The following is a 12,282-nucleotide window of genomic DNA, read 5'->3' as shown; positions in this document are numbered from 1 at the left end:
AAAGTCATGGGTAAGGTGATTGGAATCGACCTGGGGACGACGAACTCCTGCGTCGCCGTGATGGAAGGCGGCGAGCCGGTAGTCATCCCCAACAGTGAAGGCAGCCGGACGACCCCGTCGATGGTGGGGTTTACCGACTCCGGTGAGCGGCTGGTGGGGCAGATCGCCAAGCGCCAGGCCATCACCAATCCGGAGAACACCGTCTACGCGGTGAAGCGCCTGATCGGCCGCAAGTTCGACTCGCCCGAGGCCAAGAAGGCCATCGGCGTCAGCTCGTTCAAAGTGGTGAGCAGCCCCAACGGCGACGCCTGGGTGGAGATCCGCGGCAAGGGCTACAGCCCGCCGGAGATCAGCGCCATCGTGCTGATGAAGATGAAGCAGACGGCGGAGGACTACCTCGGCGAGCCCGTCACCGAGGCCGTCATCACCGTTCCGGCCTACTTCAACGACGGCCAGCGTCAGGCCACCAAGGACGCCGGCCGCATCGCGGGCCTCAACGTCCTGCGCATCATCAACGAGCCCACAGCCGCCGCGCTCGCCTACGGCCTGGACAAGGTCAAGGACAGCAAGACCGAGCGCATCGCCGTCTATGACTTGGGCGGTGGTACGTTCGATATCTCCATCCTGGAGCTGAACGCCGGCGTGTTCGAGGTGAAGAGCACCAACGGCGACACGTTCCTGGGCGGTGAGGACTTCGACCAGCGGCTGGTGGACTACCTGGCCAAGAAGTTCGCCGAGCAGAACAACGGCATTGATCTGCGCAAGGACCGCATGGCGCTGCAGCGGCTCAAGGAAGCCTCCGAGCGCGCCAAGCACGAGCTGTCCAGCGCCGCGGAGACGGAGGTCAACCTCCCGTTCATCACCGCCGACGCCACGGGCCCCAAGCACCTCACCGAGACGGTGGAGCGCAACGTGTTCGAGGAGCTGGTGGCGGATCTCATCGACCGCTCCATCGAGCCGTGCCGTATCGCGCTCAAGGACGCGGGTGTCACCGCCCAGCAGATCAACCAGGTGCTCCTGGTGGGCGGCATGACGCGCATGCCGAAGGTGCAGCAGAAGGTGAAGGAGTTCTTCGGCAAGGAGCCCCACAAGGGCATCAACCCGGACGAGGTGGTCGCCGTGGGCGCCGCCATCCAGGGTGGCGTGCTCAAGGGCGAGGTGAAGGACGTCCTCCTGCTCGACGTCACCCCGCTGAGCCTCGGCGTGGAGACGGCCGGTGGCGTGTTCACGAAGATCATCGACAAGAACACCACCATCCCCTGCAAGAAGAGCCAGGTGTTCTCCACCGCCGTGGACAACCAGCCGCTCGTGAGCGTGCATGTGCTCCAGGGCGAGCGTGAGATGGCGACCGACAACAAGACGCTGGCCCGCTTCGAGCTCGTGGGCATTCCGCCGGCCCCCCGCGGCGTGCCGCAGATCGAGGTCTCCTTCGACATCGACGCCAACGGCATCGTCCACGTGAGCGCCAAGGACCTGGGCACCGGCAAGGTCCAGCAGGTGCGCGTGGTGAGCAACTCTGGCCTCTCCGAGGCGGAGATCCAGGGAATGATCTCCGACGCTCAGGCGCACGCCGTGGACGACAAGAAGAAGAAGGAGCTTGCCGAGCTGCGGAACAATGCCGACGGTCTTATCTACACCACCGAGAAGAGCCTCGAGGAGTACGGCAACTTGCTCTCGGAGAAGGACCGTGAGGAGATCAAGGCGGACGTGGAGAACCTCAAGGGCGTGCTGAACACCGGCGATCCGGGCGCCCTCAAGGAGGCGTTCCAGCGCTTGGAGGGCAGCGCCTATCGCATCGCCGACGCCATCTACGCCGGCGAGGCGAAGTCTGGCTCGTAAGTTTCCCCAGCGTCCGCTGTAACCTCTGAGCGCTTCCTGCTCCTGGGAGGTGCTCTCCGTGGCCCTCGGGCCTGGGAAGGTGGGGGACGCGGCCATGTTGGATATTCCGGGGTACAGGGTGCTGGGCACGATTCGAGGGACAGGCTCGAACGTGCTCTTCCAGGCCGTGCGTGAGGCGGATGGTCTCCCGGTCATCCTCAAGACGCCCCTGGCGCCCTCACCCGGCTCCAGCGAGAGCGAGCGCTACCGGCGCGAGTTCGGAATCCTGCAGCGCCTGCGAGACGTGAAGGGCGTGGCCCGGCCCTATTCCTACGAGCACATCCACCAGCGCCCCGTCATCCTGCTGGAGCGCGTGCCGGGGCAACCGCTCTCCGAGCTGGTCGGAAAGCCGCTGGACGTGTCCCGGGTGCTGACGCTGGCCAGCTCGCTCGCTGCAACGCTGGCGGAGGTCCACAGCCGCAACGTCATCCACAAGGACATCAAGCCCTCCAACATCATCCTGGAGCCCTCTGGCGAGGCGCGGCTCATCGACTTCGGGGTGGCCACCGTCCAGCAGGTGGAGCACCTGGAGGCCGCGCCCTCGAATCTTATCGAGGGAACGCTGGCTTACATGTCGCCCGAGCAGACGGGGCGCATGAACCGGGCGGTGGACTACCGCACCGACTTCTACTCGCTGGGCGTCACCCTCTATGAGCTGCTGACGGGCCAGCGCCCGTTCCAGGGCCGCGACGCGCTCGAGTGGTTCCACGCGCACATGGCGCAGAAGCCCGTGCCGCCGCACGAGCTCAACGCCGACGTGCCGCCTGTCCTCTCGGCCATTGTCCTGAAGCTGCTGGCCAAGGTGGCCGAGGAGCGCTACCAGAGCGCCGAGGGGCTGCGGGCGGACTTGGAGCAGTGCCGCGTCCAGCCCCGCCCGGCTGGGAGCGAGGGCTTCACGCTGGGCGCGCATGACACGCCCCACCGCTTCCAGCTGCCCCAGCGGCTCTACGGGCGCGACGCCCAGGTGGCCTCGCTGCTTCAGGGCTTCGAGCGCCTCTCCCAGACGGCCCGGCCCGAGCTCTTCCTGATCAGCGGCTACTCCGGCATCGGCAAGTCCTCGGTGGTGCACGAGCTGTACAAGCCGGTGGTGGAGCGGCGCAGCTTCTTCCTCACCGGCAAGTTCGATCAGTTCCAGCGGGACATTCCCTACGCCACCGTGGCGCAGGCCATCCGCGGGCTGGTGCAGCAGCTGCTGGCCGCGAGCGAGGAGGAGCTGGCGCGCTGGCGGGAGCAGCTCCTCCAGGTGTGGGCCGGGCAGGGCCAGGCGCTGGTGGATCTGGTGCCTCAGCTGGAGGTGCTGGTGGGCCGGCAGCCTCCGCTCCAGCAGCTGTCCGCGAGCGAGACCCAGCACCGCCTCCACAAGGTGGTTCGCCAGTTCCTCGAGGTGTTCGCCACCCCCGAGCACCCGCTGGTGATGTTCCTGGATGACCTGCAGTGGGCGGACCTCTCCAGCCTCCGGCTCATCCAGCAGCTGCTGTCCCAGCCGGAGACGCCTCCGGTGCTGTGGATCGGCGCCTACCGAAACAATGAGGTGAGCCCCGAGCACCCGCTGGTGTCGGTGCTGGAGGAGGTGCGCAAGGCGGGCGCCCGGGTGACGGACATCCGCCTGGAGCCCCTGCGCCTGGAGCAGGTCTCCCAGCTCGTGGCCGACACACTGCCTGGCGCGGGCGAGGAGCTGGTGGTTCCGCTGTCGGCGCTGGTGCACGAGAAGACGGGCGGCAACCCCTTCTTCCTGCTCCAGCTGATGGTGACGCTGAACCAGGACGGCCTGTTGGTGCGCATGCCCGGGGCGGGGTGGCAGTGGAACGCCGAGGGCGCGCGGGCCCGGGGCTACTCAGACAATGTCGTCGACTTCATGGTGCGCAAGCTGCGCCAGCTCCCCGAGGCCGCCCAGCACCTGCTCCGGCTGGCGTCCTGCGTGGGCAACGTCTTCTCCCTGCCCATGCTGGGCACGCTCGCGGACCTGGCGGAGGTGACGGACGTGGAGAAGGGCCTGGAGCCCGCGCTCCAGGGCGGCTTGCTGGCACGCGCCAGCTCCGAGCAGTACCGCTTCCTCCACGACCGCATCCAGCAGGCCGCCCACTCTCTCATCTCCGAGCAGGAGAGCCGGGCCATCCACCTGCGCATCGGGCGGATGCTCCTCCAGAGCCTGGCTCCAGAGCAGCTGCGCGAGGCACTCTTCGACGTGGTGCGCCAGCTCACCGCGGGCGTGGATCTGATCCAGGACGCCTCGGAGCGCCACCAGCTCGCGAGGCTGAACGCCGAGGCCGGCTTGAAGGCCGAGGCCGCGGTGGCCCACCGCCCCGCCATCGCCTACCTCTCGGCGGCCTTCTCGCTCATCCCCGGAGACCCGTGGGAGACGGATCCGGAGCTGGCCTTCCAGGTGCGGCTCGCTCGCTCGCGCTGCGAGCTCTGGAGTGGCAACAGCCGCGAGGCCCGGGTGCTGGCCACGGAGCTCTGCATCCGGGCGCGGAGCCAGGCGGACTCCGTGGCCGCCTACAGCCTGAAGAGCGACGCCTGCTTTGCCGCCTCGGATGCCGCGGCCGCCGTGGCGGCCATCCTCGAGTGTCTGGCCCGGCTGGGCATGCCCCTGCCGCCACACCCCACCTGGGAGAAGGCGCAGGCGGCGCACGAGGAGGTCTGGAAGGTGCTCGGCGAGCGCTCCATCGAGAGCCTCACGGACTTGCCGCCCATGACCGATCCGCACCTGAAGGTGATGATGGGGGCGCTCGCCTCGCTCTTCGGCAAGGCCTACGTCACCGATAGCAACCTGCTCATCATCTGCCTGAGCCGGATGGTCGCACTCACCCTCCGCCACGGCTTCACGGACTCGGCGGTGGTGGGGATTGGGTGGTTCGGCCTGATCACGGGCTCCTCCTTCAAGCGGTTTCAGGAGGGTCAGGCGTTCAGCCTGCTGGCCCAGCGGCTGGTCGACCGCCACAACCTGGCCTCCTTCCGGTCGATGGCGTTGCTGGCGCTGCAGTGCACCAGCTACTTCACGCAGCCCCTCCCGATGGTGCAGGAGCTCGTCCTCAGCGGCTTCCAGCAAGGGCTCCAGTCCGGGGACTTCTACTCCGCCAGCTATTGCAGCAGCACGGTCGTCGCCAACCGCCTCTACATGGGACACAACCTGGAAGAGGTCTACCAGGACGTGATCGCGCGCGGCCCCTTCATCCAGAAGGTGGGCGTCTGGGACGCCGAGTACCAGCTGGCCCTCTTCCGGCGTTACATCCAGCAGCTGTGTGGACTGTCGCCCGCGTTCGGTTCGCTGAACGGAGACGGCTTCGATGAGGCGTCCTTCGAAGCCTCACTGGCACGCCAGAGCATGGGCAGCATCCGGGCCTGGTACTGGGTCATCAAGCTCCAGGCCCGTTTCCTGGCCGGCTCGTACCAGGAGGCGCTCGAGGCGGCGGACAAGGTCGCCGAGGTGCTCTGGGTGATGCACGGCAACCTGGCGGTGCGCGAGTTCCACTGCTTCCGCGCGCTGACTTTGGCTGCTCTCTTCGAGGGAGCCTCACCCGAGCAGCAGCAGCAGTCCCTGGAGGCCATCCAGCGCCACCGGCAGCAGCTGGCGGATTGGGCGGAGAACTCCCCCGGGACGTTCCGCGCGCTCGAGCGCATGGTCTCCGCCGAGCTGGCCCGGCTGGCGGGCAGGGGAGAGGAGGCCACGCGCCTCTATGAAGAGGCCATCCGCAAAGCCCGGGAGACCGGTGCCACCCACCATGTGGCGATGGCCAGCGAGCTGGCGGCGAACTTCTGGCGCACGCGGCAGTCGCCCATCGTCGCCCACGCCTTCGCCCGCGAGGCCTGGGCCGCGTATCAGCACTGGGGCGCCGTGGCCAAGGTCCAGCAGCTGGAGACCCAGTGGCCCCACCTCGAGGCCGCGGCGGCCACCGCGCAGGCCGATACCAGCAGCACGGACTCCAGCCAGATTGACGCGCTCACGGTGGCCAAGACCCAGCAGGCCATCTCCGGAGAGATTGTCCTGGAGCGGCTGGTGACCGCGCTGATGAAGGCCGCCATCGAGAACGCGGGCGCCCAGCGCGGAGCCCTGCTGCTGCCGGAGGGAGACACGCTCACGGTGGCGGCCACCTCCAGCGCCTCCGGGGGCCACGTGGCCGTCCTGCTGAGCGAAGTCCCGGCCTCCGAGCTGCCGTGGACGATCGTCTCCTATGTGCGGCGCACCCGGGAGCACGTGCTCATCGGCGACGCCTCCAGGCCCCATCCCTTCGCGTCCGATCCGTACCTGACGCGCAGCGGGGCGCGCTCGGTGCTGTGCCTGCCGCTGCTGCGGAGGGAGCAGTTCATCGGGGCGCTGTACCTGGAGAACAACCTGGCCACCAACGCGTTCAACCCCTCGCGGCTGGTGCTGCTGGGGCACATCGCCTCGCAGGCGGCCATCTCCATCGAGAACGCGCGGCTGTACGCGGACGTGGAGCGCGCCCGGGAGGAGCTGCGCCGGAGCCATGACGCGCTCGAGCAGCGGGTGGAGGAGCGCACGCGCGAGCTGAGGGATGCCCAGGCCCGGCTGGTGGAGACCGCCCGCGCGGTGGGCATGGCCGAGGTGGCCGCCAACGTGCTCCACAACGTGGGCAACGTGCTCACCAGTGCCGTCATCAACCTGGAGACGATGCAGCGGGCGGTAGGGGCTTCGCGCGTGGGCCGGCTGAAGCAGGCCACCACGCTGCTGCTGGAGAACCGCGCGGATCTGGCCAACTTCCTGGCTCCGAGCGCGCGCGGCAAGAACCTGCCGGAGTACCTGGCCGGGCTGGCCGACGAGCTGATGGGCCAGCAGATGAGCCTGCTGGAGGACCTGGACGCGATGGGGCGGCACATCGAGCACATCCGCGCCATCGTCCAGGTGCAGCAGACGTACGCCCGCACCTCGCTCATGGCCGAGGAGTGCGACCTGGGCCAGCTCATCGACGATACGCTGCGCATCAAGATGGTGGCGCTCCAGCGGCACGGGGTGTCCATCCGGCGGGAGGTGTCGCCGGTGCCCCGGGTGAAGGTGGACAAGCACAAGGTGCTGCAGATCCTCATCAACCTCATCAGCAACGCGAAGTACGCGCTGGACGCCATCCCCGAGGGCGAGCGCGCCATCCGAGTACGGCTGTTCTCGGAGGGGGACAAGGCGCTCATCCAGGTGGTGGACAACGGGGTGGGCATCGCACCGGAGATCCGCGAGCGCCTCTTCGCGCACGGCTACACCACGCGCAAGGAGGGCCACGGCTTCGGCCTGCACTCGAGCGCGCTGGCCGCGCAGATGCTGGGTGGCCGCCTCACGCTGGAGAGCGAGGGGCCAGGCAAGGGAGCCGTGGCCACACTGGAGCTCCCGCTCTCTTGAGTCCCATGGCCTCAGAGCCCTTCCCGGAACAGGGGCTCCCGGTGTTCAATGGGCTCCGTGGAGTTTCCGTCACTCGAGGCTGAGGTCGCGTTTCTGCGGGGCCTGACATCCGTCCAGCGGATCGCGGACGACATCCTCGAGGACTGCTTCGAGCGGGGGCTGGATCTCGACACCGGCCTGGACGTCTTCCTCACTCAATGTGCGCGCATGGTGCATGCCAAGGCGGGCTTCGTGTGCTTGAAGGGCACGCAGGGGCCGGTGCTGACGCGGGTGATGGGCGAGCTGGGCGTGGACGTCTTCACCGCGATGAACTGGACGGGGCCGCGTCGGCTCGAGGACGGGCGGATGCTCTTCTGCACCAAGCTCACCCTCGGGAAGCTGGACCTGGGCACGATGGGGCTGGCGGTGGAGGGGAAGTTCGAGGACGGCGGCAAGCTGGTGATGAAGCTGGTGGAGGCCATCGGCGAGCAGCTCGACTCGGCGGTGCTGGGCTTCCTGGCGATCATGGATGGGCGCTCCGCCCTGGAACGGCTGGACGAGCTGGCCGTGGGCGAGGACTCCACCCCCGTGGGCCGGGGCCGCATCGGACGCTATGAGGTGGTGACGCCGCTGGGCACGGGCGGCATGGCGCAGGTGCTGGTGGCGCGCGCCCGGGGGCCCGAGGGCCTGGGGCGGCTGGTGGCGCTCAAGCGCATCCTCCCGCACCTCTCCACGGATCCGGTCATCGTCCAGCAGTTCTTGGACGAGGCCCGCATCGGCTTGCGGCTGTCCCACCCGAACCTCGTCACCGTCTATGACATTGGCGAGGCCCAGGGCGCCTACTTCATCGCCATGGAGCTGGTGCGCGGGGTGGATCTGGACCGGGTGCTCAAGGTCTTGAAGACGCCGCTGTCGCCGCCCATGGCGGTGGGGGTGGTGATCCAGGGCCTCCACGGCCTGCACGCGGCGCACCTGGTGAGAGGCGAGGATGGGGCACTGCTCCAGCTCGTCCACCGGGACATGTCCCCGCACAACCTCATGCTGGGCTTCGACGGGCGGGTGAAGGTGCTGGACTTCGGCGTGGCCAAGGCGCGTGCCCAGCGCACGGTGACGCTGCCCGGCATCGTCAAGGGCAAGCCTCTCTATATGTCTCCAGAGCAGGCGCGCGGCGAGCGGCTGGATGCACGCAGTGACTTGTTCGCCATGGGCCTCATCCTCTACGAGTCGCTCACGGGCAAGCGCGCCTTCGACAAGGGCGACGAGCTGGCCAGCATGTACGCCATCTGCGACGAGCCGTTGCGCCGGCCCGAGCGCATCCCCAAGCCGCTGTGGGAGGTGATGGAGGTGGCGCTCGCCAAGCGCGCCACCGACCGCTTCCGTGATGCCCACGAGATGAGCGAGCGGCTCGCGGAGGTGGTGCCACCAGCCAAAGACGCGGATCTGTCGCGCCTCGTGTCGGCGAACTTTCCGGACCGGCTGCGCGAGCTGGCCCGGTTGGATCGCTCCGCCGGGGAGAAGTCCCAGGCGGAGAAGACCCGCGTCCGCCCCGCGGTGAAGTCCGGGGGCTGAGGCGGGGGCGCTCGAGGGCCGAGCGCTCCCTTGTTCGCGCGGGTCTGCGGGCTCAGGAGCGCCGCAGCGTCGGGTCGTCCGGCGTCAGGTCCAGCTTGCGCGAGCTCTCCCCGTCGCCGTCTCCGCGGATCCCCCCCTCTTCGCGGCGCACGGGCTCCGCTACCCGCGGCTCCTCCTCGATGGTGTCCCTGCGGATGATGACCTCCTCATCCACCACCACGCGCATCTCCACGTCCGCCTCCTCGGCGCGCAGGGGCACCCCTGTCTCCTCCTGGAAGGAGGCGTGCATGGCGGGGCGATCCTTAGGGATGCTCACCGCGCCCGGCCCCACGCCCGCGGTCCCGCCCGTGCCCGCCAGCACGCCACGGTCCTCGTCGAACGAGAAGCGGTGCAGCCCTTCCTTGCCGTGCATGAGAATGATCTCGCCGTCACGGATGTCGCTGATCTCCGCGTAGCGGCAGACATAGTCCTTGGGGAAGAAGAGGCCCTTCTCGATCAGGAACTCATCATCCTGCACGGCGAAGACCTTGCCGAGCTTCTCGCCGTCGATGCTGCGAACCAGCATTCCCTCTTTCACATCGATGCGCTGATACATGGCTCCTCCCAGTGTGGAGTCCTCTGGCCGGTGCCCCCATCCCCAGCCGGTGCCTTCCTCGGTTTCAAAGAGGCTGGAACCAGCCTCCTTCCGAAGGTGGGGGCACCTCGCGTGTGGGACACCCCCAAGGGAGATCTCCGGCCGGTGGCACGGTGGAGCGCTCGCTCTCCGCTACTGGCGCAAGCCTCCCTGCCTGCCCTCGGGGGCGAGGGGCGTGGGGTGGAGCCTCGGGCTTTTCGCGGGGGGCCGCCGTCCCAAATGTTCGGTGCGCGAAGGGCGCCTGGAGCCAGGAGGAGGCCTCTGATGAAGCGCGGCAGAGAGGGAGGAACAGCCCGGGGCTCCTGGCGAGAGGTCCTCCTGGGCGGCCTGACAGGGGTGGGGGTCCCCCTGGTACTCCAGGTCATGAGGGCCGGACGAAAGGGCCATGGCAGCCCGGTGACCGTGGGAGCAGTCGCGGGAGTGCTGGGAGCGCTGCTCGGTGGAGGGGTCGTGGGGCGGAAGCGAGAGGCGCCTTCCGCGGCACCTCCTGAGCCTGCACCTTCCTCGGCCGCTCACGAGCCGGCGCGCGGCGAAGAGGCACCGGAGCCCCGGCGAGGGCCCAACGGGCGCGAGCGGATCTGGCTCACCGCGGACGGTGGGGCCTTTGCCCACTGAGGGAACAGTCCGGCGGTAAAAACCTGCCCGTCGGTATGGCTGGGCGCTTGACCCACCTGACGGCCTCTCCTAGAAGGCCAGAGCTTTTGCCGGTAACGGAGGGGTCCCCCATGCGACGTTTCGTTCCGATGCTGCTGGCCGCGCTCGCCTTGATGGTGGCTGGCTGCGAGAAGAAGACCCAGCAGCCCGCGTCCCCCGAGACGACGGATTCGAGCAAGCAGACCGCACAGGGGGGCAGCACGGCTCCCGCCACTCCGCCCGCCAAGCCTGCGGCGTCCGACACGCTGCTGCTGGGCGTGGCCACCAGCCTCACCGGCGGCCAGGCCACCTTCGGCGTCTCCACCCGCAACGGCATCCAGCTGGCCATCAAGGAGGCCAATGAGGCGGGCGGCGTGAAGGGCAAGAAGCTGGAGGCCCGGGTGTATGACGATCAGGGCAGGCCCGAGGAGGCCGCCCAGGCTGTTACCCGCCTCATCGACCAGGACAAGGTGGTCCTCATCCTGGGAGACGTGGCCTCCTCCAACTCGCTGGCCATGGCGCAGAAGGCCCAGCCGGCCGGGGTGCCGATGATCACTCCGTCCTCCACCAACCCGGCGGTGACGGAGATTGGCGACTACATCTTCCGCGTCTGCTTCATCGATCCGTTCCAGGGCTTCGTGATGGCGAAGTTCGCCCGCGAGAACCTGAAGTTCTCCAAGGTGGCGGTGCTCCAGGACAACAAGAGCGCCTACTCCATCGGGCTCACGGACGTGTTCACCCGCAAGTTCACCGAGATGGGCGGCAAGATTACGGGCGTGGAGAGCTACAGCCAGGGCGACACGGACTACCGCGCACAGCTGACCGCCATCAAGAAGACGCAGCCCGAGGCCATCTACGTGCCGGGCTACTACAGCGAGGTGGGCGTCATCGCCCGCCAGGCGCGCGAGCTGGGGTTGAAGGTGCCGATGCTCGGCGGCGACGGCTGGGACTCCGAGAAGCTGTACGAGCTGGGCGGCACCGCCATCCAGGGCAGCTACTTCTCCAACCACTACTCGCCGGACAACCCGGATCCGCGCATCCAGAAGTTCGTCGCGGACTACAAGGCGGCCTACGGCAGCGTGCCGGACGCGCTGGCGGCGCTCGCGTATGACGCGGCCAACGTGGCGATTGACGCGCTGAAGAAGGCACCGGACACCTCGGGCAAGTCCATTCGGGATGTGATCGCCCAGACGAAGAACTTCCCGGGCATCGCGGGCGCCATCACCCTGGACGAGAAGCGCAACGCGGTGAAGCCCGCGGTCGTCCTGAAGGTGGGCGATGGCAAGGCGGAGTACGTCACCACGGTCAGCCCGTAAATGTCGCAACTCCTCCAGCACCTCATCAACGGCCTGGCCTCCGGCACCATCTACGCGCTCGTCGCGTTGGGCTACACCATGGTGTACGGCGTGCTGAAGCTCATCAACTTCGCCCACGGAGACGTGATGATGGTGGGCGTGTACATGGGCTACGCCACGGCGTTCGCGCTGGGCAAGCAGGCCCAGAAGTCGCTGCTGGGGGTGGTGCTCATCTTCCTGGTGGCCATGGGCGGCTGCGCCCTGCTGGGCTTCCTCATCGAGCGCTTCGCCTACCGGCCCCTGCGCGAGAAGCCCCGCCTCACCGCGCTCATCACCGCCATCGGCATCTCGTTCGCGCTCTCGTACGGCTTCCAGCTGGACATCGGCTTCCTGCCGGGCGCGGCGCCCCGGGCGTTCCCGGAGATCATCGTCCCCACCGAGTGGCTCATCATTGGCGACCGGGACGTGGTGGTGTGGAACTGGCAGGTGATGTCCCTGCTCATCGCCGTGGGGCTGATGGTGGGGCTGCAGTACCTGGTGTTCAAGACGCGCTTCGGCCGGGCGATGCGCGCGGTGTCTTATGACCACCGCGTGGCGGCGCTGATGGGCATCCCCACGGACCGGGTCATCGCGGTGACGTTCATGATTGGCAGCGCGCTCGCGGCAGGCGCGGGCCTGCTGTACGCCATCAAGGACACCTCGGTGAGCCCGCTGATGGGCTTGTACGTGGGGCTCAAGGCCTTCGTGGCGGCAGTGATTGGCGGCATCGGCCATGTGCCCGGAGCGGTGGTGGGTGCGCTGCTGCTGGGGCTGGTGGAGGAGTTCGTCGTGGGCTACGCCGCCAGCACGTGGCGTGACGCGGTGGCCTTCGGCATCCTGATCATCGTGTTGCTGGCGAAGCCGGGCGGGCTGTTCGGCCGGGTCGCGGCGGAGAAGGTGTAGGGGCG

At 68.4% G+C, this 12,282-nt stretch carries 7 protein-coding genes; 6 read left to right on the top strand and 1 reads right to left on the bottom strand.

The genetic code is table 11. The features are described 5' to 3' along the window. Positions 1–6: 6 nt before the first annotated feature. The 3 genes from dnaK to DB31_RS41040 all read left to right on the top strand — a co-directional run bounded on the left by dnaK (position 7) and on the right by DB31_RS41040 (position 8,773). Positions 7–1,839, top strand: a complete 1,833-nt coding sequence (dnaK, locus tag DB31_RS41050; protein ID WP_044198688.1) for a molecular chaperone DnaK — start codon at positions 7–9, stop codon at positions 1,837–1,839. A 94-nt stretch (positions 1,840–1,933) separates the two neighbouring features. Continuing rightward, the gene (locus tag DB31_RS41045; RefSeq protein WP_044198887.1) at positions 1,934–7,225 is read left to right on the top strand and encodes a trifunctional serine/threonine-protein kinase/ATP-binding protein/sensor histidine kinase; all 5,292 of its coding nucleotides are present in this window, start codon (positions 1,934–1,936) and stop codon (positions 7,223–7,225) included. 48 nt (positions 7,226–7,273) lie between these two features. Further along, positions 7,274–8,773 carry a serine/threonine-protein kinase gene (locus DB31_RS41040; RefSeq protein WP_044198685.1) on the top strand — a complete coding sequence of 500 codons (1,500 nt, stop codon included), beginning with the start codon at positions 7,274–7,276 and terminating at the stop codon, positions 8,771–8,773. 52 nt (positions 8,774–8,825) lie between these two features. On the opposite strand, the gene DB31_RS41035 is transcribed toward DB31_RS41040, so the two are convergent. Further along, the gene (locus tag DB31_RS41035) at positions 8,826–9,368 is read right to left on the bottom strand and encodes a DUF2382 domain-containing protein (RefSeq protein WP_044198681.1); all 543 of its coding nucleotides are present in this window, start codon (positions 9,366–9,368) and stop codon (positions 8,826–8,828) included. Positions 9,369–9,671: 303 nt separating this feature from the next. Here DB31_RS41035 and DB31_RS41030 point away from each other — a divergent pair, with 303 nt between their 5' ends. The 3 genes from DB31_RS41030 to DB31_RS41020 all read left to right on the top strand — a co-directional run bounded on the left by DB31_RS41030 (position 9,672) and on the right by DB31_RS41020 (position 12,277). Continuing rightward, a complete protein-coding gene (locus DB31_RS41030) occupies positions 9,672–10,022 on the top strand; it encodes a hypothetical protein (protein ID WP_044198678.1) in 351 nt (116 codons plus the stop codon). A 110-nt stretch (positions 10,023–10,132) separates the two neighbouring features. Next, positions 10,133–11,356, top strand: a complete 1,224-nt coding sequence (locus tag DB31_RS41025) for an ABC transporter substrate-binding protein (RefSeq protein ID WP_044198675.1) — start codon at positions 10,133–10,135, stop codon at positions 11,354–11,356. Next, entirely contained in the window at positions 11,357–12,277 is a 921-nt protein-coding gene (locus DB31_RS41020; RefSeq protein ID WP_044198672.1) for a branched-chain amino acid ABC transporter permease, read from the top strand. Positions 12,278–12,282: the final 5 nt, after the last annotated feature.

This window comes from Hyalangium minutum, assembly GCF_000737315.1.
GTDB lineage: Bacteria > Myxococcota > Myxococcia > Myxococcales > Myxococcaceae > Hyalangium > Hyalangium minutum.
This window is presented reverse-complemented; position numbering and strand designations above follow the sequence as displayed.

Coding starts and splice junctions, on each gene's coding strand:
- DB31_RS41025 (WP_044198675.1), top strand. CDS start 10,133: ATGCGACGTTTCGTTCCGATGCTGCTGGCCGCGCTCGCCTTGATGGTG.
- DB31_RS41030 (WP_044198678.1), top strand. CDS start 9,672: ATGAAGCGCGGCAGAGAGGGAGGAACAGCCCGGGGCTCCTGGCGAGAG.
- DB31_RS41035 (WP_044198681.1), bottom strand. CDS start 9,368: ATGTATCAGCGCATCGATGTGAAAGAGGGAATGCTGGTTCGCAGCATC.
- dnaK (WP_044198688.1), top strand. CDS start 7: ATGGGTAAGGTGATTGGAATCGACCTGGGGACGACGAACTCCTGCGTC.
- DB31_RS41040 (WP_044198685.1), top strand. CDS start 7,274: ATGGGCTCCGTGGAGTTTCCGTCACTCGAGGCTGAGGTCGCGTTTCTG.
- DB31_RS41045 (WP_044198887.1), top strand. CDS start 1,934: ATGTTGGATATTCCGGGGTACAGGGTGCTGGGCACGATTCGAGGGACA.
- DB31_RS41020 (WP_044198672.1), top strand. CDS start 11,357: ATGTCGCAACTCCTCCAGCACCTCATCAACGGCCTGGCCTCCGGCACC.